This is a genomic window from Azospirillum sp. P4_B5 (genome assembly GCF_056402275.1).
This window is the reverse complement of sequence record NZ_JBFUHT010000039.1, coordinates 15,020-36,401: the sequence shown is the minus strand read 5'-3', so window position 1 is coordinate 36,401 and position 21,382 is coordinate 15,020. Positions and strand designations below refer to the sequence as shown.

General features: G+C 67.7%; 16 protein-coding genes and 1 other annotated feature. Of the genes, 7 read left to right on the top strand and 9 right to left on the bottom strand.

The window, feature by feature from the left end; all coding sequences use genetic code 11:
• Positions 1 to 89 precede the first annotated feature (89 nt).
• The 4 genes from AC1DVI_RS24885 to AC1DVI_RS24870 all read right to left on the bottom strand — a co-directional run bounded on the left by AC1DVI_RS24885 (position 90) and on the right by AC1DVI_RS24870 (position 6,265).
• The gene (locus AC1DVI_RS24885) at positions 90 to 2,858 is read right to left on the bottom strand and encodes a strawberry notch-like NTP hydrolase domain-containing protein (protein ID WP_476960241.1); all 2,769 of its coding nucleotides are present in this window, start codon (positions 2,856 to 2,858) and stop codon (positions 90 to 92) included.
• A gap of 124 nt (positions 2,859 to 2,982) precedes the next feature.
• A protein-coding gene (locus tag AC1DVI_RS24880; protein ID WP_476960240.1) for an IS3 family transposase occupies positions 2,983 to 4,214 on the bottom strand; the annotation gives its coding sequence in 2 pieces (ribosomal slippage) (positions 2,983 to 3,920 and positions 3,920 to 4,214; 1,233 coding nt in all).
• Positions 3,814 to 3,930 (bottom strand) — a sequence feature (AL1L pseudoknot). (Overlaps the previous gene by 117 nt.)
• Before the next feature lie 392 nt (positions 4,215 to 4,606).
• Positions 4,607 to 4,759: a hypothetical protein gene (locus AC1DVI_RS24875; protein WP_476960239.1), complete on the bottom strand. Its 153-nt coding sequence runs from the start codon at positions 4,757 to 4,759 to the stop codon at positions 4,607 to 4,609.
• A gap of 60 nt (positions 4,760 to 4,819) precedes the next feature.
• Positions 4,820 to 6,265, bottom strand: a complete 1,446-nt coding sequence (locus AC1DVI_RS24870; protein ID WP_476960238.1) for a tetratricopeptide repeat protein — start codon at positions 6,263 to 6,265, stop codon at positions 4,820 to 4,822.
• Between the two features lie 304 nt (positions 6,266 to 6,569).
• On the opposite strand from AC1DVI_RS24870, the gene AC1DVI_RS24865 reads away from it, so the two are divergent.
• Positions 6,570 to 7,865 (top strand): class I SAM-dependent methyltransferase, encoded by a 1,296-nt coding sequence (locus AC1DVI_RS24865; RefSeq protein WP_476960237.1) that lies wholly within the window; start codon positions 6,570 to 6,572, stop codon positions 7,863 to 7,865.
• On the opposite strand, the gene AC1DVI_RS24860 is transcribed toward AC1DVI_RS24865, so the two are convergent.
• Complete coding sequence (locus tag AC1DVI_RS24860) at positions 7,857 to 9,740, bottom strand: glycosyltransferase 61 family protein (protein ID WP_476960236.1); 1,884 nt, start codon at positions 9,738 to 9,740, stop codon at positions 7,857 to 7,859. The genes AC1DVI_RS24865 and AC1DVI_RS24860 overlap by 9 nt on opposite strands.
• A 268-nt stretch (positions 9,741 to 10,008) precedes the next feature.
• Between AC1DVI_RS24860 and AC1DVI_RS24855 the strand changes: the two genes are divergently transcribed.
• On the top strand, positions 10,009 to 10,332 hold the full coding sequence (locus AC1DVI_RS24855; RefSeq protein ID WP_476960235.1) for a hypothetical protein: 324 nt from the start codon (positions 10,009 to 10,011) through the stop codon (positions 10,330 to 10,332).
• Positions 10,333 to 10,334: 2 nt separating this feature from the next.
• Here the strand turns inward: AC1DVI_RS24855 and AC1DVI_RS24850 are convergent, their stop codons facing one another.
• Both AC1DVI_RS24850 and AC1DVI_RS24845 read right to left on the bottom strand, forming a co-directional pair.
• Positions 10,335 to 11,891, bottom strand: a complete 1,557-nt coding sequence (locus tag AC1DVI_RS24850) for an ISL3 family transposase (protein ID WP_476960234.1) — start codon at positions 11,889 to 11,891, stop codon at positions 10,335 to 10,337.
• A gap of 97 nt (positions 11,892 to 11,988) precedes the next feature.
• Positions 11,989 to 12,174, bottom strand: a complete 186-nt coding sequence (locus AC1DVI_RS24845) for an IS1096 element passenger TnpR family protein (protein ID WP_476960233.1) — start codon at positions 12,172 to 12,174, stop codon at positions 11,989 to 11,991.
• 63 nt (positions 12,175 to 12,237) lie between these two features.
• On the opposite strand from AC1DVI_RS24845, the gene AC1DVI_RS24840 reads away from it, so the two are divergent.
• Positions 12,238 to 12,831 carry a site-specific integrase gene (locus AC1DVI_RS24840; RefSeq protein ID WP_476960232.1) on the top strand — a complete coding sequence of 198 codons (594 nt, stop codon included), beginning with the start codon at positions 12,238 to 12,240 and terminating at the stop codon, positions 12,829 to 12,831.
• 88 nt (positions 12,832 to 12,919) lie between these two features.
• Here AC1DVI_RS24840 and AC1DVI_RS24835 read toward each other — a convergent pair whose 3' ends face one another.
• Positions 12,920 to 15,781: an ATP-binding protein gene (locus AC1DVI_RS24835; protein WP_170295690.1), complete on the bottom strand. Its 2,862-nt coding sequence runs from the start codon at positions 15,779 to 15,781 to the stop codon at positions 12,920 to 12,922.
• Positions 15,782 to 16,229: 448 nt separating this feature from the next.
• On the opposite strand from AC1DVI_RS24835, the gene AC1DVI_RS24830 reads away from it, so the two are divergent.
• Genes AC1DVI_RS24830 through AC1DVI_RS24820 form a run of 3 tightly spaced genes read left to right on the top strand, consistent with a single transcriptional unit; the run spans position 16,230 to position 19,553 of the window.
• Positions 16,230 to 16,706 carry a (2Fe-2S)-binding protein gene (locus AC1DVI_RS24830; protein ID WP_149162896.1) on the top strand — a complete coding sequence of 159 codons (477 nt, stop codon included), beginning with the start codon at positions 16,230 to 16,232 and terminating at the stop codon, positions 16,704 to 16,706.
• Between the two features lies 1 nt (position 16,707).
• A complete protein-coding gene (locus AC1DVI_RS24825; protein ID WP_149162897.1) occupies positions 16,708 to 18,912 on the top strand; it encodes a xanthine dehydrogenase family protein molybdopterin-binding subunit in 2,205 nt (734 codons plus the stop codon).
• Positions 18,909 to 19,553: a hypothetical protein gene (locus tag AC1DVI_RS24820; RefSeq protein WP_476960231.1), complete on the top strand. Its 645-nt coding sequence runs from the start codon at positions 18,909 to 18,911 to the stop codon at positions 19,551 to 19,553. Before AC1DVI_RS24825 ends, AC1DVI_RS24820 begins: the two co-directional genes overlap by 4 nt.
• 147 nt (positions 19,554 to 19,700) lie before the next feature.
• Here AC1DVI_RS24820 and AC1DVI_RS24815 read toward each other — a convergent pair whose 3' ends face one another.
• Complete coding sequence (locus AC1DVI_RS24815; protein WP_476960230.1) at positions 19,701 to 20,306, bottom strand: FMN-dependent NADH-azoreductase; 606 nt, start codon at positions 20,304 to 20,306, stop codon at positions 19,701 to 19,703.
• 116 nt (positions 20,307 to 20,422) lie between these two features.
• Between AC1DVI_RS24815 and AC1DVI_RS24810 the strand changes: the two genes are divergently transcribed.
• On the top strand, positions 20,423 to 21,361 hold the full coding sequence (locus tag AC1DVI_RS24810) for a LysR family transcriptional regulator (protein ID WP_476960229.1): 939 nt from the start codon (positions 20,423 to 20,425) through the stop codon (positions 21,359 to 21,361).
• Positions 21,362 to 21,382: the final 21 nt, after the last annotated feature.

Here is a 21,382-nt window from a genome sequence, read left to right as displayed (position 1 = left end):
AACGCCGCCGTCGCGCCTTCGGCCGGGCTACGCCCGACCTCCGTCGCGACGGCGGCGTCCTTCATTCTCATCCAGATTGACGCCCATTCTCACCGTGATTGTCGGGCCATAATCACCGGACGCACGATGCCGCTGGCGTCCGGCCGCTTCACGATGCGCCTGGTGCGTCCGGTGAGTTCGGCCACCATGTCGGGGCCGAAGCGATCCAGAAGCTGCTCCAGTGGTCCGTTCGGAACACGGAGGCACCCGATGCGGCCCAGCAGGCTCTCCCGCATCTCCAAGGCTTCCTGGTTTATGATCGGGGCGCCGGTGCTGTCGGTGGCGGTCCGCGTTCGGATGTTTCCGGACTCATCGGCATAGGGTTCGTGCTGCTTCACCGGGAAGCAGAGTTCCAGGTACTGGATCAGGCTTTCCCGCGGCGACGTGTCGAGGTCGTCCAGGTTCTCCTCGGCTCCCTCGCGCGCCAACGCACGTTCCTGGGCGGCCTCGTTGGTGTTCACGAAGTAGAGCAGCGGCGACCGCCCGGCCCGGACATCCTCCTTCATCTCCTGGAGGATCGTTGGCATCATCATGGCGGTCAGCACCTGATTGAAGAAGCGCTGGTGCGTCCCCCAGAAGGCGCTCATTGTCTTGGACATCGCCTGTCCGTCGCTCGCGGTGCCGACCAGCTTGGTGGCTTGGTGGACGTTGGCCAGCACGATCTGCCACGCCTCGGCCATCTCGTCATAGAGCGCGACCTGCTCCGGCGTCAGGTCGTGGACCAGCCGCCGGTACTGGATATCTTCGTAGGAGAGGGAACGGGCACCATAGCGGCCAAGCGCCTTCAGGTCGCGGGTGACGATCTCCATTGCGGCGATGCCGCCGGACTTGATCTGGTCGATGAAGGCGAGCTTGCTGGAGAAGGGGGTGCCGAAGCCCCACAGCCCGAGACGGTCACAACTCGACAGGTTCTCGACTTTGTCCGCCAGGGTCGCCGAGACGAAGACGATCCGCGCCAACGGGAGGGATCGCTGGAGGTCCACCGATGCCAGCCCGGTTTGGCTGGCCTTCGTCTTGCCGCGACTGCCGTCCGTCTCCACCGCGTTCGCGGCGGCGTGGTGCTCGTCGGAGATGATGACGCCATCGAAGTCCGGGCCCAGCCAGTTGAGGATCTGCTGGAGACGGGTGATTTTCTCCTGCGGCTTGCTGCGCAGGGTGCCGGTGCTGACCAGCAGGATGCCGTGTGGCGCCTTGATGGCTTCGCCTGCTGGCGTCTTGGAAAGGGGGAAGATGATCGAGGGATCGCCGCCGAGATCGGACCAGTCCCGGCGCGCGGCGCCGAGCAGGGTGGAGTCGTTCTTGGTGATCCAGAGCGCCTTGCGGCGACCCTGGTGCCAGTTGTCGAAGATGATGCCGGCGGCCTCGCGCCCTTTACCGACACCGGTCCCATCGCCGATTGCGTAGCCGGCGCGGCAGGGCGTTTCCCCTGGCGCGGCCGGGAGGAACTCGCCGTGCGCCTGACCGGCGTAGATCACGGCTTCGAGCTGGGCGAGCGACAGCCGCCCCTCCAGGATGACGCTCTCCGGGAAGTGCGGGGCATACCGCGGTTCCGGCGGCAGCACGGCGGCCATCGCTGCGCTCTCGACCAGCTTGGAAGGGTGCGGCCGCGCGCCGGGCACCTTCAGGCGCTGCGGTTCATAGGGCTCGTATTTGGTGTCGGTGATCGGGGCATCGTGGCGGTCACGCGTCTTGGCCTGCTCGACGGCGATAGCCGGGGCCGGGGCCGGCTGCGGCTCGGGGGCTGGGGCGCTGGGCTTGGCCGCTTCATCGGCGGGGCGCGTGGGGGCCGGTGTCGGCGCCGCGGGGCGGGCGACCCCAGCCGGCATTTTCGGGCCAGCGGCGGGAACGACGTGCGGCCGGTTCAGCCGGACGGTCTCCAGCACCGCCATCATGCTGGCAACGGAGTCCAGTTCCGCCACGATGGGGCGGTTCGTTGCGGACGTCGGCCCGGTCTTGTCGATCACCGCTACCCGGACGGCGATGTCGGTCCCGGCTTTCCGGAAGGCGCGGGCGTCCAGCAGCACGTTCGCCTTGACCGAGTAGACCTGGATGATCTGCCGCCACCAGTCCCGGAACCGCGTGGCACCGAAGGCCATTCCCGGCGGCAGGATCGCGACCAGCCGCCCGTTCACCAGCAGCCGCTTCAGCGCTTGGTCGACGTGGCGGGCGGCGGTCATCGGGTCCGCCTTGTCGCCCAGCCGACCCGCGGTGGCGGTGAACGGCGGGTTGATCAGCACCGCTGTGGGCAGCACCTGTTTCGGCAAGACGGAATGGAGGTGGTCCGCGTTCTCACGGAAGACCGGTGCGAACCCCAGCCCCTCCAGGAGCCCGGCGCGCCGCTCGGACAACTCGTTGCACATCACCGTTGCGCCGGCGTTCCGGGCGTGGATGGCGAGGCCGCCGACACCGGCGCTCGGCTCCAGCACGACGTCGCCGGGCTTCAGGTCCGCGAGCCACGCCGCAGCGAAGCCCAGGGCCGGCGGCGTGCTAAACTGGTCGAACGCCTCGACCTCGTCATCCCGCCGGGTGCGCGTCGGCAGCAACGCGCCCATGGCCTCCAGGTCGCCGACCCGGACTTGGGCCGACACCAGCCCGACAGTCGGCGCCAGCATGACGCGGCGTTCCAAGATCAGCCTGTTGAGAGCCTGTTCCGCAAGGTCGTAGGCGTCCGCCGTCGTGTAGGTGCCTGTGGCCATGGTGCCGCCGAAGTGCTGGTTGGCGATGCCGATCAGGAATTGCGGGGAGATTTTGGTGCCGGCGCCGATCTGGGCGGAGAGGTCGGCAATCTGCGGAGCGCGCACCTGGGCGGAGACGGACATGCGGGTTCCCCAAGAATGGGCAAGAACGGGGGGTGCCCGGCATCGCGAAACGGATGCCGGGTCAGTAGAGCGGGCGGTGATGGTTTGAACTGCGCCGGTTTTCCCGGAGGCCATTTGTGTTGAGTCACGCCGCCATAGCGACGTCCTCGGCTTGGGCATAGTAGCGCGCTTCGGCCTCGGCAGGAGGAATGTTGCCGACGGGCTCGAGGAGGCGTCGGTGGTTGAACCAGTCCACCCATTCCAGGGTGGCGAACTCGACGGCTTCGAGTGTGCGCCACGGTCCGCGGCGGCGGATCACCTCGGTCTTGTAGAGACCATTGATGGTCTCGGCCAAGGCGTTATCGTAGGAATCGCCGACGCTACCGACGGAGGGCTCGACCCCGGCATCGGTCAGGCGCTCGGTGTATCGTATAGCGACATATTGCGACCCACGATCCGAGTGGTGGATGAGACCGCTGCCTCTGGCCGGTCGGCGGTCGTGAAGCGCCTGCTCCAGAGCGTCCAGCACAAAATCAGCGTGGGCTGTGCTGGACACCCGCCAGCCCACGATGCGGCGCGCGAAGGCGTCGATGACGAAGGCCACGTAGACGAAGCCCTGCCATGTTGACACGTACGTGAAATCCGCCAACCACAAGGCGTTCGGGCGGGACGCCTGGAATTGGCGGTTCACCCGGTCAGCGGGGCACAGTGCCGCCCGGTCGCCGATCGTGGTGCGCACCGTCTTGCCACGCATCGCTCCCTTCAAGCCCATCTGCTTCATCAGTCGGGCCACCGTGCAGCGCGCCACGTCGATACTCTCCCGCCGCAACTGCCGCCAGACTTTGCGAACCCCATAGACCTGGAAATTCGCGTCCCAGACCCGCCGGATAGCAATACTCAGTTCCGCGTCGCTTCGCGAGCGGGCTGGCGCCTTGGCCGGATCGGCCCGACGGGCGGCATGGGCATAATAGGTGGACGGGGCGATCGGCAGGACCCTGCAGATCGGCTCGACCCCGTAAACGACGCGGTGCGCGTCGATGAAGGCGATCATTTCTTGAACGGGCGGTCGAGCTCCGCCTGGGCGAAATACGCCGACGCCTTGCGTAGGATCTCGTTCGCCTGGCGCAGCTCCCGGTTCTCGCGCTCCAGCGCCTTGATCCGCTCCTGATCGTCCGTCGTCGCCCCGGGCCGCTTGCCCTGGTTGCGTTCGGCCTGCCGGACCCAGCCCCGCAACGTCTCGGGATTACAGCCGATCTTCGCCGCGATCGAGCTGATCGCCGCCCACTGCGAGGCGTGCTCACCTTCGTGTTCGAAGACCATCCGAACCGCGCGTTCGCGGACTTCAGGGGCGTACTTGGGTGATGCCTGTTTCGTCATGATGACCCCATTCTCTCAAGAAACGGGGCCTCCGGGAATCCCGGTGCGGTTCAGTTGATATTACGGTGGTGCTGTTGAGTGGACAACGAACACACAGAATGAAATAAGAAATTTATGTTTGAAAGAAAACGTGCGTTTTAAAATGGAAGGCGATTCACGAGGCGGCCAAGCTTGCTTCCATTCTGAGCGCGCACTGTTCGTCAGCGATGATCTGGCCATAGCTGGGTGAGGCACTTTTCCCCGATTAAGAGAAGCGGTGAGGCAGGAGGTGTTGGGCTTCCAGGATTATGGCTGGTGGATCGAATGGCGTTTGGGTTCCACGGGCTCTCTTGGGCAGCCGCCGGGACCATTACCGTCGAGCGTAAGGCTTGACTTGTACTCGACGGTGTCAGTCAGGAATGCTCCGTCGAGGACGGTCGGGCCGTGCGCCGCTGCACGACCGGAACCGCAGCAGCCGGCCCGACGAACGCGCGGTGGAAGCGGCGCGCCGCGCGGTCCTGCTGCGCCGGGCTGGTGCCGATGAGCAGGCTCAGAGGCGGCAGCACGACCCCTTGGTCGCGGTCGATGGTCTCCAGCAGCCAGCGGCAGGTTTCCGAATGGTTCCGTCAGTCGCAGATGAACGGGCTCGCGAACAGGCGGTCGCAAAGGAATTCCGTCTGTTCCGGGGCAAGCCGATGGGCATGGTCGTAGCCCTGGGCGGCTTTTGCCGTCCGCTTCGCCGCACGCAGGCTGTGGGCGTTCTCGCGCCATGCGTCGGCCGAATCCGGCTGGAGCGCCAGCGCCCGCTTGTGGGCCTCCAGCGCCTCCCCGTTCCGCCGCTCGTCCCGGAGCAGGGTGCCGAGCCGGGTGAAGGGCAGGGCGTCCGGCTCAAGGCGGAGGGCGCGCTTGGTCAGCGTCGCGGCGCGGCGGGGATGGGTTTGGTGTTCCAACAGGGCAAGGTTGTTGAAGGCGTCCACGAGGTCCGGCTGCAAGGCGAGGGCGGCGGCGAAGCACTGCTGCGATTCCTCCAGCCTTCCCAGCGAAAACTCTACCACCCCCAGCAGGAAGGCGGCCGCCGGCTGGTCGGACGAGGTGGCGAGGATCGCCCGGCACAGCGCGCCGCTCTCCTGTTGCTTCCCTTGCTGGTAGAGGGTGAAAGCCCGGCCCAGCGCATCTTCCGGCCGCTCTACGGGCTTGGCCTCGGGTCCGAAGCTCGGCGTTCCGGCTGGCGCCCCGTGGCTGAGCGGACGCACGACGGTGCCACCGTCGGGCGTGGAGAGGGTATGCGGGTCCTGCTTGCGAGGCAGGGGATAGCCCGCTAAATGCAGGATGCCGAGCGGGGCGTGGGGAAGCTCCGGCTCCAGCAGCAGCTGGCCGTCCCCGGAGCTGAAGGGCGTGGCCCGGAAGCAGATCCAGTTGCAGCGCCCCGGCAACTGGCTGAACGGCAGCCCGCCGGTGCGCAGGGCGACGTTCAGCGCGACCTGCTCGCTGACGAAGAGCACGGTCCGGCGGAGGGAGCCCGCCAGCAGGCGCGCCCAGAGCGTCCAATGCGGCGCGTTGCGTTGCGCGGCGAAGACTCCGCAGTTCAGCAGAGGGTAGGCGAAGAGCCGGCGCGCCGTAGCCTCGTCGAAGCAGGCCTTGTACCAGTTGTGGAGGTGGTGGGCGTAGGGCGCGCCGTCGTAGAAGGGTGTGTAGGCGCGGTCGAGCTCCGGCACGATGGCGAAGCCGGTCGCCGCCGCTCCCGCCAGCAGCAGGTCGACGGCCGACCAGTCCTGCACCCAGCAGTCGGCGTCCAGCCAGAGGATGACGGCGGCGTCGGGAACATGCCTGGGGAGATGCGGGCGCGACACCATCGCCTTGAAATACTCTGGCATCGGCTGGTCGAAAGGATGGTCCCAGCCCGGCGCCACCAGCCGCGCCCCTTCGTTTGCCAGCCAGCGCCGTTCCTCCGCTCCAAGCCCAAGGTCGAGCACGGTGATGGGGACGCCGGCCCCCTGCGGAAAGGCACGGACCGAGCGGACGAGTCCCTGGAGCAGAGGGAAATAGGCGCTGTCACCGGCCGTCGCGATCACGAAGGGATGCACCGGTCAGTCCCCGGCCGGCGTTCTTCTCCCGTGGCGGGGGAGGAACTGGAGAAGAATGTGTTGTGCGAAGCGGGAACCGGCGGTGTATTCCATGCGTCCCCTCCTTCCATCGGTCAGGGGACGACCCTGCATCATCGGCCGGGTCTTGGCAATCCCGCGGGCGTCCCAGCCCGCCGGCGCGTTCCACTCCATGCCCTCTTGCCCCCAAGCCCGTCGAGGTCCTGGTATGTCCCTTCGCCCGCCTCCGATTCGCCCGAGACAGACGTGCCGGGTCTGCGGTTCGCCGGTCCTGGTGCCGGTCATCGACCTTGGCCCGCAGGTTCTGCAGGGAGCCTTCGCCAAGCCCGGGCGGGCGACGTTGACCGGAGAGGCCTTTCCCATGCAGCTCGTGCGCTGCGGCGCCGACCGGAATCCGGGAGCCTGCGGGCTGTTGCAGACCTCCGCCAGCGTGCCTCCCGAACGGCTGTACCGGACCTACTGGTACCGGTCAGGCCTCAACGCGACGATGCGTGACCATCTGCGCGGCATCGCCGAACAGTCTGGGGCGTTGGCCGGCCGGCTGGCGCCGGCGGTGCTCGACATCGGCTGCAACGACGGTACCCTGCTCCGCGCCTACCCCGCGGCGTCGGCGCGGGTCGGGGTCGATCCGTCCGACATCGCCGCCGGGCTCGAAGGCGACATTACCGTCGTCAACGCCTTCTTTCCGTCCGAAGCCGCGCTGACGGAACTCGCCGGCGCCCGGTTCGACATCGTGACCTCCATCGCCATGTTCTACGACATCGAGGATCCCTGCGGGGCGGCCGCCGCGATCGCCCGGCTGCTCGCTCCGGACGGGCTGTGGGTATTGGAGCTGTCCTACCTGCCACTCATGCTGCTGCGGAACGCCTTCGACACGGTCTGCCACGAGCATCTGGAGTATTACAGCCTCACCGTGCTGGAGACCATCGCGCGGCGGGCCGGGCTGCGGATCTTCCGGGCGGAGGTCAACGGGATGAACGGCGGCAGCATCCGTTGCTTCGTCTGCCACGCCGCGAACGACCGGCTCGGCACGGTAGGGGATCTCGCCTTCCTGGAGGCGCTGCGGCGCCGGGAGGGTGCGATGGGGCTGGCGACGGACCGTCCCTACCGTGCCTTCCAGGCGCGGGCGGAGGCCTTGCGGGAGGAGCTGCTCGGCCGGCTGCGCGCTGTCCGCGACGGGGGCGGGCAGGTGCATGTCTATGGCGCTTCCACCAAGGGCAACGTGCTTCTGCAATGGTGCGGCATCGGCCGGGATCTTATCGAGTGCGCCGCCGACCGCAACCCCGAAAAATTCGGCGCTGTCACGCCGGGCACCGGCATCCCGATCGTTTCGGAGGCGGAGTCCCGCGCGCTGCGGCCCGACCTTTACCTCGTGCTGCCCTGGCATTTCCGCCGCGAGTTCTTGGAGCGTGAGCGCGCGATGGTAATGGGCGGAACCAAGTTGCTGTTTCCGCTGCCCAGCGTCGAAATCGTGGAGGCTGGGAACTTCGAGCAGGCGCTGGCCCGCCCGGATTGCATGGAGAAGCTGCTGCTGGGAGGTGGCGAGGGGCCGGACGGCGGCTTACCCTGATCCCGAAGGGTGAGCCAGAACCTCGTCCAGCAGCCGGCCGAGCGTGTCGGGGGCGATCCGCACGGGAATGTCGAGCCGGGCGAGCAGATCGTCGGGCCGGCCGGCCGGATCGTCGGTGAAGCGGCCGGCCAGATGGTGGAAGCAGCCGAGCAGCGGGACCTGCACGCCCATCTGCGCATTCCAGGGGGAGTCCGGATGGAAGAAGTCCGGGTTGCAGAGATGCACCCACCGCCCGCCCGGCGGCAGGAAAACCTGGTTGGCGGTGGCCGCCCCGACCGGGGCCACCACCACCTCCGCTTCCGCCATCAGCTCAATCGTTTCCAGCACGCCGAGCCGTTCAGGTTGCACCGTTTCGAATCCCCGGGCGGCGAGCAGGGCCGCGACTTCGGCGTCGTTGGCGATGCGGTGCTTGGGCGCCGAGCCTCGCCGCGACAGGTAAAGGCGCCGCGTCGGCGGCCCGTGCCTGCGCCGCAGCGGCAACAGGCGTTCCCGCAGCCAGTGATAGGCGGCGGGGTACGGAACGGCCGACGGCACCGCCGCTCGGTTCAGACGGTAGAGGACCTGGGCGCTGTCCGGACCCATCAGTTCCCGCGCGTCGATGATCTGTTCGGCGGGCAGGCCGACGAGCTGAAGCATTTCCCGATGGTAGGGTCGCACATCGAAGAGAAGCACCGGCAGGGCGCGTATCCCGGCCACACGCTCCCGCACCATCAGCCTCGGCAGCACCTCGACGAGGAAATGCCAATAGTTGGGCGTGGAGGGAAGGAAAAGCACCGGCTGGTCGATCACCATCGTCCGGTAGAGCGGGCGGGGCAGGCGGAAGGCGCCCGCCGTGGCGCCGGGCGTCACGCCGACCAGCGGCACGCGGGGACCTTGTACGACCGTGTCGGTCACCTCGCGCAGCAGGAACCGCCGGCCGGCCAGCAGATGGCTTTCATAGTTGTCCTTGACGTAGAAGCCCTGGACGACCTCGATCTCCGCCTCGAGCGCCACGCCCACCGGTTCCTGCGCCAGCACCAGCAGCCGATCGATCTGGGGGTGCAGCCAAGGGGGGCTTGCCGATAGCAGCGCCTGGCCGGGCTCCTGGGCCGGCGCTTGCCACGCCTCGTGGCGGAAGCCGCCGGCGGCGCACCAAGCCGGGAAAGACAGCAGGGCCAGAGGAAAGCGGTCGATGTCCTGGGGCCGGACCTCGGGGAAGTCGAGCGGATCCTTGATCGCCAGAAATTCCATGGCGAGGGCCGGCCTCTCGACGAGCAGCGCCATGCGCACGAGCCGCTCCAGCAATCCCCAAAGGGCCCTGGTGACGGCGGGCGCCTCCCGCAGAAGAGGAAGCGCCCGTTCGCAAAGGGCAGCGGCGCCCTCTGGATCCCCGCGGCCCAACGCGCGGGCGGCAGCGCGCTCGCAGAAGCCGGTGTAGGCCTCCCGCAGAGGAAGGAATCCGGGAGCCCGCGCCACACCCTGTCGCAGCCAAGCGACCGCTTTCGGCTCGTCGCCAATCTGGTCATGCAGCAGGGCCAGTGCGAGGTGGGTTTCTCCGTCATCGGGTCGCAGGGTCAGGGCGCGCTGGTAATGCCGGCACGCCACCACCAGGCGGCCGGCGGCCTGCTCCAGGATGGCGAGGTTGCGGTGGGCGTCGAAGAAGGCGGGATCCAGCGCCGCCGTGACGGTGAGGAGCGCGCCAGCCGCGTCCAGGCGGCCTTGCCCGAACGCGATGGTGCCCAACAGGCAGCGGGTCTCCGCTTGCTCCGGCAAGGCACGCAGGATCGCGCGGCAGAGATCGCCCGCCTCCCTGGCGCGACCGGTCTGATGGAACGCGAGCGCCCGGTCCAGGGCCTCGTAGAGCGTGATGGCGCCTTGCGGCGGAGCGACGTCCATCCGACAATGGTTATCATTAGCCGCAGGCCCATCGACAGGATTTTTCCGAAGGGCGCTTTTTTGCGGCGTCCGTGAAGAGGGGACGGTGGGCGAGGAAGCCTTTCTCCAGCGATTCAACCAGGGGCTGTTTGTTCCACGTCGAGCTTTCGAGGCTGCTTGATGCGGTGGCGAGCTTCCGGGCTGCCACCGCCTTGCATCCAGACCATCCGGTGCCGTGGTTCCTGTTGGGGGACACCCTCTGCGGACGGCCGGCCGTGCAAAGGAGGCCGTGGCGGCGCTGCACGCGGCGCTCCGCTTGCGGCCTGAGCATCCCGACACGCTCTTCCACCTCGCCTCCACCCATCTGGAACTGCTGGGTCCGGACCAGATGTTCGCGGCCTTTACGCTGGGCCGCGCGCTGATGACGCTTGACGACCCGGAGGCGGCGGAACGCGCCTTCCGGCTGACTGTGCCGACGCTGTGCGTCCATCTCGCCGCCATCGCCACTGGCCACCGCCTCGCCGGAGTTCCGGTCGACCTCAAGCACCCGCGCGTCGCCCTGGTGTGTGAATCGGCATGGAATAAGGGCTCTGTCGCAGATTTGATGGTGTGAACTCATCCGGGACCGATGACGCGCGCTTGAAGGATGTCGAGCTTGCCGCGGCCATACATCTGCCGCTTCACCAGCTTGAGCTTGGTGATCTGCCCCTCGGTCTGACCGTTGGACCACGGCAGAATGATTGCCGCGATGACGGCATTCCGGTCCTTTACGACGCCATTGGCGAAGGACGCCACCAAGCTCGCCTTGGCCCGCTGCAACCAGGGCCCCAGCTCCTCGGCGCTCTTCTTGCGGATCATCGACTGGAACGCCGCAACGATCTCGCGTGCCTCGACCAGCTGCGGCACGCCGCCCTCGATCGCCGCGACCGTCACCGTCTCCGCTTTGCTCAGGGCATCCCGGCCGATGGTGAGCAAGCGTGCGATCGTCCGCGCCGCTGGCGTGCGGCCGAGCGCCCCGGCTTGCGCCTGATCTGAGCGCCGACGGCGCGTCGCCCATTCGCCCACGACACGAAGGCTGCCCCGGAACCCACTCCTTCTCAACTGGCGCCAGAGGTCGGTCGCGTTGTGTTGCCCGGCAGCCCACTGCGCGTCCAGCCAGGGGAGATGCAGGTCAAGCGAGCTTTCCCGAACCCTAAAGATGTCAGACCGCTGGCCGCGCACGACCTTGCGGACGAGCTTGCGGCTGTGGCCAGTGCGACGGACGATCTCCTTGATGGCAATGCCCTCCTTGGCCAAGGCGAGAATGGCGCCGTTGGTCTCCTCCCGGCGCAGATAGCCCTCGTACTGGATGCGCTCCGCCGCGGTGAGCAGGGCGGGATCGACGGTCGCCGCACCAATGGCGGCGCGGATCTGGCGCATCGACTTGCGCACGGCATCCAGGAAGGCGTGGCTGGCATTCTCCATGAGGTGCCAGCGGTCGGCGACCTGGACGGCATGCGGCAGAGCGTTCGAGGCCGCTTGGGCGTAGGCGCCACTGCGGTCGCGCGCCACGATGGCGATCTGCGGCTGATCCAGCAGCCACTCCTCCGCGGTCGCCGGCTCGCGGTTGGGCAGCAGAGCGATCGTGCGGTGGCGATCGAGGTCGCAGATGAGCGTTCCGTAGCGCTGGTTGCGCCGCCATGCCCAGTCATCAATCCCGATGGCCGAGGGCGGCAGGAATGAAGGACGGCCGTGCCGCCGCATGGTGCGCAGAGGCGTGTCCTTGGTGATCGGCACCATCAGGCGTCGTGCCAGTCGCGCTGCGGGGCGTCCACCAAGGGCGAGACCGAGATGATGGACGACATCGTCGAGCCGCGCCGTTCGCCGGGCCCATGGCTTCAGAACATCTGGATCAAAGCGCTCGGCGAAGATCCGGCGCCGACAGGTTGGAACATCGCAATGGAAACGCCGCGCCTGGAGGTGCAGGTGGACGTTACGCCCCGAGAGCGGCAGGTCGAGAAGGAGGCGCTGGTACCGGCTGTGCACCCGACACGAGTGCCCGCCGCACACCGGGCAAGGGCTGAACGTGGCGGTGGAGCGCACCGTGATCTGAACTGCGAGGCCGGCGTCCGCCGCCTCGATGACCACGAAGCCGGGCGGCACACACCCCGTGCAGCGAAGCGACTGAGCCATGATGCTGATTCCGCTGGTGAAACCAAAGCCAGCAACAGTCCAGCACCATCAAATCTGCGACAGAGCCCCTTTTCCGTGCCGATCCAGGGTCACTATCTCAAGCCGATTGACAGATGGCCGGGATTCCATAGCTCCGGCCATGAATGCGGAAGCGGTGCAGGTGTTCGTCCGTCGAGCCCATCAGCACCTGGATGACCCGGTGCAGATCGGCGACCGACAGGCGGTCCACCATCCGCACCCGGCGCCACACCGCCGGATGGACGTCACGCAGTTGCACCTTCAAGTGCAGTGTTTGGATTGGGGGCGAGCCGAACATCGCTCCAGCTATAGCTCAGCCGAGTCGCCGTTGCCCCCGTTTTGTGATGGGCTCCTCGGCCTGCGCAACCGCGCCATGCTGCTGATCGGCTACGGCGCCGCGCTCCGGCGCTCCGAGCTGGTGGCGCTGCGCGTCGCCGACGTCGTCCGCCATCCCGACCGCGGTGTCGAGGTGACGGTGCGCCGCTCCAAGACCGACCAGCGCGGGCGCGGCGACGCGGTGGCCATCTGGGCGGCCGCCGATCCGGATCTCTGCGCCCTGCGTGCCCTCGACGCCTGGCTGGCGGTGCGCGGCGCGTTGCGCCCCGAGGACCCGCTGTTCTGCGGTGTGCTGAAGAACGGTATGGTCACCGGCAAGCCACTGTCCGACAAGGCGGTGAACCGGCTGGTCAAGGAGAGCGCCGTCCGGGCCGGCCTGCCCGAGCCGGAGCGCTTCTCCGGCCATTCTCTGCGCGCCGGCCTCGCCACCGCGGCGGCCGAGGAGGAGGCGCAACTCCACGACATCATGCGCCAGACCCGCCACAAGTCCACCGAGGTGGCGCGGCGCTACCTGCGCTCGCGCGACCGCTGGCGCAACAACGTCACCGAAAAGCTCTTCCGCTCACGGGGTGGGGGCGGCTCCTGATCGGGAAATTTGGTCACCATTTCCCGGATTAGATGTGCTCTCACCGTGCGTTGCGTCATTGTCGTCGGGAACAAGGACCATGTGCCGTCTACCCGGATCGAATCGCCGCGATCGAAGAACAAACCGTTACCTCGTCGTACAGGGAGCGAGCCCGGCGTAGATCCTGCGTCCCCCAGCCTTCGCCGTACCGCCCGAGCACGTTGGACAACGTCGTGGTCGCTTCGGCCGTGTCACCTTGATCGCGGAGGAACCGGGCGAAGCTCGTCGCGGCACGCAATTCCCAGGCAAGGGCGCCCTGCCGTCGGCTCTCGGCCAACGCGCGTTCAAACCAGCGCCGCGCCTCCACCAGGTTGCCATTCCGGGCTGCCAGTTCACCACGCACCCGCTTCAAATCGGCCGCGCACCACCCTTCGCCATTCCGGCGCAGGCGGTTGAAGGCCTCGCGCAGGGCCCGCTCGGCCTCAACAGGGCGGCCGGCGTCGATCAGGATCGCCGCATACTCCCCAAGCATATGCGTCAGAAGCGGTCCATGTCGGATGTGGCGCAACTCGCCCAAGACCTCAGCCAGTTGACGCAGGCCGATGTCACGCCGGCCGTGACCGATCAGGAGGAAGCTCTCGTAGCAGCGGCCGAGAGTGTGCCAGATGGCCAACCCTGCGCCCTTGGTGCGGGCCATCAAAAGACCGGCGAAGCCATCCAACTCTTCGAGGTTGCCGTTGCGCAGAGCGATCGGGCAGGCCGCCTCCGACAGGGCATAGCTGATGCTGCCGGCATGGTCGCTGGACACCGCATCCTCGACGTTGCGCCGGCTGACGGCGCGCGCCTGTTCGGGGAAGCCCTGCAGCCACAGGATTTGCGCCTCGAAGCAGCGGGCGGCGACCGACTGGTCGAACTGGAAGGCGGCGATCTGCGCCGAACGGGGAATGGTTCCGCTGCGCGCGAGCATGCGTTCGATGCTGCCGCGCGCCGTTGCGAACCGTCCGACAAAGAAGTGTGAGACGCCAAGCATCCGATCGCCGAGGATGGCGAACAGCGGATCGTCGACACCGCTGGACAGGCGCGCATAGGTTTGGGCGATCGTCAGCGCTCCACGGGCGTCACCCTGATTGCGCCGGTCGATCCACAGCCCCCACAGCGCCTTCAGCCGTGCCTCGCGGTCGCCCAGATCCTCGGCGATGGCCAGCACGGTACTCCAGGCGGCTTGCACGCGCTCGCCGGCTCCGTCGATGTTCATCAGAGCGCCGCCCAGCGCGGCGTGAAGCCGCATCACGTCGCGCCGCCGCGTGGGATCACCCGGCGGGATGGCGCCGAGTGCGTGCCCGACGGCCTCGATGGTTTCGGCGATCAGCGACAGGTTGGTCCACAGCGGCACGGCGGCGAGGGTAAGACGCACGCCAAGCGGTTGCCCCTCCTCCGTCGACCAGCACCAGCGCAACGCCGAACGGACGTTGGTGAGCATCGCCTCCCAGCCTGTCCGTTGTGAAGCGCCGTCCGCCGGCTCCGGCGTCCAGTTCTCCAACCGCATCGTCCAATGCTCGGCATGCCGTGCCATCGCGGCATCCTGTTCGCCGTTGGCGACCAACTCCGCCCAGGCGAAGTCCCGGTTGGTGTCGAGCATGCGACAGCGGACGCCAAGCCCGTCGGGCGTCACCTCGATCAGCGATTTCGAAGCCAGCCGCTGGAGCAGACCTTTCACGGGGGCGGCGTCGGCGGCATCGAAGGAAAGGACGGCAACCGCGTCATCCCAGGCGACGGCGCCGCGGAGCACGCTGAAGCAACGAAAGACCCTCCGCTCCGCCTCGTCTAGCAGGCGATAGCTCCATTCCACCGTCGCCAACAAGGTCTGGTGGCGGGGCAGTGCCGTGCGGTAACCGCTGGTGAGCAGCGCGAAGCGATCGGAAAGCGCCTGCAGAAGACCGGCGACACCGAAATGGGGAACCAGGGCCGCAGCCAGTTCGATGGCCAGCGGCAGCCCGTCCAAGCGCCGGCAGATGTCCGCCAGGATGGGCGCCTCCGCCGCACCGAAGCGCAAACCGGCGGAGGCCGCGCCGGCGCGTTCGATGAACAGCCGCACCGCCGGGAAGGTCAGCGCGTCGGCCGGTGCCACTTGGCCGGCGACCGGCGACGGTAGGCCATGCACCGGATGAATCTGTTCCTCCGCAACACGCAGCGCCTCTCGGCTGGTGGCAAGAATACGGACCCCCGGTGCCACCGCCAGAACCGCCTCGACGAAGCGCGCCGCCGTAGCGACGAGATGTTCGCAGGTGTCGAGCAGCAGAAAGGTGCGCCGGTCCGACAGGTAGCGCAGGATCGTCGCCGTGGGGTTCAGGCTATTGCCCGGCAGACCGAGCCGACCGGCCACGGCGGCGGCCAGCAGTTCACCGTCCGGCAGCGGCGACAGATCGACGGGAACCACCTCCTCCCCTCTGCCCGCCGCCAAGGTAGCGACCCGCATTGCCACTGCCGTCTTGCCGGCGCCGCCCGGCCCGACCAGCGTGACCAGCCGATGAGCGCCGATTTGTCGTCCGACCTCGGTGACCAGCGCGTCACGGCCGATCAGCCGCGTCAGCGGAAGCGCCGGTTGGGGCGGTGACAGATCATGCTGCTCCGGCGCGGTGGAGAGCGGGCGGAGCGGAGTGGTGGACACCGATGGCACGGCAAACGCATAACCGCGCCCCGTGACCGTGACGATGCAGTCCAGACAAGACGGCTCGACGCCGAGCAGCTTGCGCAGCGCGGCAATCTGGACACGCAGTGTGTTGCGCTCGACGTGGATGCCGGGCCAGACGGCGGTCATCAGTTCTTCGCTGGTCAGGGTCGTTCCCGCCCGTGTGGCCAGCAGGATCAGCAGATCCATGGCACGACTGCCGATGCGCACCACCGTATCGCCACGGTAGAGCTTGCGAGCCTGCGGCAACAGCCGATAAGGGCCGAAGACGATCTCGCCCAAGTCAACGGCGTGACTGGGAGCCTGAGAGGGGGGACCCAGCGAAATCGCGGGTACCCCCGGAACGTGCGCTTTGCGTGCCGACTGTGATCCAGCAGCCGGACATGGTTCCACGCCACACCGGCTCTCGCCGAAATCCCCCATGGTACCCCCGGCGCTCTCCGGCCGTCCCCGCCCTCCGGCGGTGGTGCAAAATCATATCGTACGGGACCAAAACGGCAACTTCACCTTTGTAAAGTCAGCCTCACCTTTGTGATAGCGCGCCCCCCATCGGCGCGCCTCACACATTTTCACACCATTTAAGTCGGTCTGCTCAGTTCCGGCTGCCTAAGGTTGAGACCGCAAACCGACCCGTCTCTGCCTGACCGACCGCCGGGCAGCCACCGCACCAGGACATCGCAAGCACGGCCGAACATCGCACCAACAGCGCATCGCAAGGGAGCCTCCGACCATGCCCCACACCCTTAACGTCAATGGTATGACGCACACGGTCGATGTGGATGGAGACATTCCCCTGTTATGGGTGCTGCGCGACGTTCTCGGTCTGACCGGCACAAAGTTCGGCTGCGGCATCGCCATGTGCGGCGCCTGCACCGTCCATCTCGACGGGCAGGCGGTGCGGTCCTGCGTCACCACCGTTGCGGATGCCTCCTCCTCCACCATCACCACCATCGAGGCGGTCGGTAAAACCGACGAAGGCGCGCGCGTCCAGCGCGCTTGGTTGGCCGAAGAAGTGGTTCAATGCGGCTATTGCCAGTCCGGGCAGATCATGGCGGCGGCGGCCTTGCTGGCCGTCAACCCACAGCCCAACGACGAGGACATCGATGCGGTGATGTCCGGGAACATTTGCCGTTGCGGGACCTACCCGCGCATCCGTGCCGCCATCAAGCGCGCCTCCGGCGTCATCGTCAGCGAGGAGAATCTGTGACATGGCCATGGCTAACCGGAACACACTGTCCTCGCCTCCCGCCAGCCCGCTTTCCCGCCGGGGCTTCCTCATCTCTGCCGCCGCTGTGGGGGGCGCCCTGGTGATCGGGCTGTGCCCCGCCGGGGTCGCCGCACAAAATGAAGGTGGAACAGCGGCCGAAGCGGCGACGGTTGGCGATGCTACCCTCACTCCCTTCATCCGCATTCCGCCAGCCGGGGCGATCGAGGTGATCGTGCCATCGGCCGAAATGGGGCAAGGTGTCTACGCTGCGATCGCTACGCTGATCGCCGAGGAGTTGGAGGTGCCGCTGGACCAGATCCGGGCCGTGCCGGCGCCGGCCGACCCGGCGCGCTACGCCCACCCTTTGCTTGGCGACCAGATCACCGGTGGTTCGGTCACCATCCGCGGTTTCTGGACACCCATGCGCCAGGCCGGGGCAGCGGCACGGACGATGCTGGTCGCTGCGGCGGCGCGGCAATGGGGCGTGTCCGCTGACTCCTGCAAGGCCGAAGCCGGGGTCGTGCGGCACCCCGAGAGTGGACGCAGCGCTCCCTACGGCACACTGGCCGCCGCCGCCGCGCGGGAACCGCTTCCGGAAACCGTGATGCTCAAGCCGGCCTCGGCCTTCACCCTGATCGGCAAAGCGCTGCCCCGCATCGACTCGCCGGAGAAGGTGGACGGAACCGCCCGTTTCGGGCTCGACGCCCACCCACCGGGGGTCAAGTTCGCGGCTTTGGCCATCTGCCCGACCTTTGGGGGCACGCTGAAGGCGGTGGACGACAGTGCGGCGCTCGCCGTCAAGGGGGTTCGGCAGGTGGTCCGACTGAGCGATGCCGTCGCCGTGGTCGCCGACCACACCGGAGCGGCCCGCAAGGGGCTGGCGGCGCTGCGCATCACCTGGGATGCCGGGCCGAACGGCGGCCTGACCACCGAGGAATTGGAGCGGCGCGCCGACGCCGCCATGGCGGGGGCGGCTCTGGTCGCCCATGAGGCCGGCGACGTGGCCGCGGCGGAGGCGGCACAGGCCCGCGGCCTTGACACCCTGTACCGGTTGCCCATCCTCGCCCATTCGGCGATGGAGCCGATGAACTGCACCGTGCATGTGCGCAAAGACTCCTGCGACGTCTGGGTTGGGACCCAGGTGGCCGGGCGGGCCCGCCAAGCGGCGGCGGCGGTCACTGGCCTGCCTGTGGAGAAGGTGGTGGTCCACAATCACCTGCTCGGCGGCGGCTTCGGCCGGCGCCTCGATTATGACGGCATCACCCTGGCGACCCGCGTGGCCCAGCAGGTCGACGGGCCCGTGCAGGTGGTGTGGAGCCGTGAGGAGGACATCCGTCACGACTCCTTCCGCTATCTGAACCTCAGTCGGCTGCACCTCACGCTCGGCCCCGATGGGCTGCCGGTGTCGTGGCGCCACCGCGTCGTCGGACCGGCGATCATGGCGCGCTTCTTGCCGGCCTTCTTCAAGGACGGCATCGATCTCGACATCGTTGGCGGCGCCGAGGGACCCTATGATATCCCCAACAAGCGCGTCGAGTACGTCCGCCACGAAGCGCCCGAGGGCATGTTGACCGGCAACTGGCGCGGCGTCGGCCCGACCCGCAACGCCCCAGCCATCGAATGCGGCATCGACGAGGCGGCCCATCTTGCCGGCCAGGACCCTGTGATCTATCGGCGGCGCCTGCTCACCGGAACACCGCGGTTGCGCGCGGTGCTCGACCTTGCCGCGGAGCGGGCCGGGTGGGGAACGCCGCTCGAACCGGGGCGCGGACGCGGCGTAGCGGTAATCGCTGATTTCGGAAGCTTCGCCGCCCTGGTCGCCGACGTTCAGGTGACACCGGGCGGCACCGTCCGGATCGACCGCATGGTCTGCGCCGTCGATTGTGGGCAGGTCATCAATCCGGTGATCCTCAAGCAGCAGGTGGAGAGCGGGATCGTCTACGGCCTGAGCGCGGTGCTCTATGGCCGTCTGACCGTGGCCGACGGCGCCATCGTCGAGGGCAATTTCGATGACTCGCCAGTTCTGCGCATCAACGAGTGCCCCCGGATCGACGTCCATATCGTGCCGAGCACCGAGGCACCGGGCGGCGTCGGCGAACTGGGCACGCCGCCCGTAGCCCCGGCGGTGATGAACGCGATCTTCGCGGCGACCGGACAAAGGCTCCGCAATTTGCCGATCGACGGCAGCAGGCTGAGGAGGGCATGACCATGCGACGTATCGCCCGTCTCATCCTTCCCGCCGTGACCGTGAGCGCCCTGGCCCTGGCCGCTGCCATCGGCACCGCCCGGGCGGATACCACCGATCTCGGGCGCGGCCTGAAAAGCCCCGCCGAGATCGTCCCGACCGGAGATCCCGCGTCCCGCTCGCGCGCGCTCTTCACCGAAGCGGCCAAGGTTCTCACCGATCCCCGCTGCATGAACTGCCACCCGGCCGACCGCCAGCCGACCCAGGGCGATGCGATGCGCCCGCACGCTCCGTTCATGCAGGCCGGGGAGTCCGGGTTCGGTCAGCCCGGATTGAACTGCAACTCCTGCCACCGGACGGAGAACACGACCCTGGTCGGCAGCCGCATCGGCTCCGTTCCTGGCGCCACGCCATGGCTTTTGGCGCCGGCCAGCATGGCGTGGCAGGGGCTGACCCTCGGCGGGATCTGCCAGCAGTTGAAGGACCCGGCCCGCAACGGCGGCCGCAGTCTTGCCCAGATCCACACGCACTTGGCCGAGGATCATCTCGTCGCCTGGGCTTGGCATCCCGGCGAAGGCCGCCGTCCGGCACCGGGCACGCAGGCCGCCTTCGGCGCGTTGATCGCCGCCTGGATCGAGACCGGCGCCGAGTGCCCGCCCTGATCCGGTTCGCTGCAGGGATGCCGGCTCAGTACCGCTCGAACAGACGCAGGCGGAGGGCGACCACTGTCGCGGTGGTCAGCAGTGTACCGTCGAAGCCCGCCACAGCCGCCCGCCGGTCCAACCCTTCTGGCGCCGCGTTGGCGCTTGCTATACGGTCTGCACGATCCGCGCCCGCGCGGCACCGATGGCCTGTTCGTGAGCTTCCGCCCCCAAAGCCAGCCGTTCCGCGCGGATGAATGTGACGTCGGTAATGCCCATGAACCCAAGCAAGGCTCGAAGATGCGGCTCCTGTGCGTCCATCGCCTGCGCCGGGCCTTCGCTGTACAGACCACCCCGGCTCTCGATGACGATTGCCCGCTTTTCCGTGAGCAGCCCCGCCGCGCCGCTGGCGGAATACTGGAACGTGACGCCGGCGCGCAGCACATGGTCGAACCATGATTTCAGGGTCGACGGAATGCCGAAGTTGTACATCGGCGCACCGATGATCACCGTATTGGCCGCTTTGAGCTCGGCAACGAGATTGTCCGAAAGGGCGCGGGCTTCCGCCTGATCGGCGTTGGCCGGATCACCGCCCCGCAGCGCGACGGCGGCATCAATGGTCAGGTGGGGAAGCGGATTGCGGCCAAGATCCCGGGCGATGATTTGAAGATCGGGTTCCTGCGAGCGTAGACGTGCAACCACCTCTTCGACGAGGCGGTTCGAGACGGACGCTTCGCCAAGGACGCTGCTGGTAAGGACGAGAACTGTGGACATGGATTTGGACCTCTTGAGCCATCCGACGATGGCGACCGGTCCAAGTTAGCGGTTCACCTGGCGGGCCAGAATGGCCTTAAATGCGCCCAGACTGTTGCCTGATTGGGAACACCGGCATGCCAGAGTTCGCGGACCTGAAGAGCTTCGTCGAGATCGTCGACAGTGGCGGCTTCAACCGGGCGGCGCATCGTCTGGGCATTTCAAAGTCGATCCTCAGCCGGCGGATGGCGCGGCTCGAAGCCGAACTCGGCACCCGCCTTCTCAGCCGCACCACGCGCGGCATCAGCCCGACCGATGCCGGTCTCGAATTCAAAGCGCGGTGCGAGCGGATTCTGGCGGACTTGGAGGACGCGCGTGACTCCGTCGCCCAACGAGGGGGTGGGATGATCGGGCGGTTGCGCCTTTCCGTGCCCGCGGCTTTCGTCCATCACATGGCTCCGGTCCTGGCGGACTTGGCCCGGCTCCACCCCAGACTCGCCATGGATGTGTCCTACAGCGACCGGATTGCCGACCTGATTGGCGAGCGTTTCGATGCCGCGGTCCGCATTGGCACGCTGCGCGATTCCAGTCTCGTGGCGCGCCGGATCGCGCCAGTCCGAGCCGTGCTGGTCGCCAGCCCGGAGTATATCGGACTACACGGCCGACCGGGCGCGCCGACTGACCTTGCCGTCCATGAGTGTCTGATCTACAGCGGCGCGGTACAGACGGAGTGGCGGTTCCGCTCCGGTAAAAATTGGCTGTCGGTTCGCCCGGAAGGGCGTCTCCGGACCGACAGCGGGGATGCCATCGTGCAGTGGGCGATTGCGGGGCTTGGGATCGCCGCCGTTCCGTTGTTCCTCGTGTCGGAGTTCATCGCGAGCGGAAGGCTCGAAGCGCTCCTTCTCGATTACGACATGCCAGAACATGGTCTCTACGTTTTGCGACCTCCCGGCCCCCATGTTTTGGGAAAGGTCCGGATACTGATCGATACGCTTGTCGCGCGCTTCGGCGGCGAACACGCCTCATGCGTCGGTTCGCCGTCTCCGCAGGAGGAACGTCCGCCACGCGGCAATTGATGCGCCTGCCGCGTGGTGGGC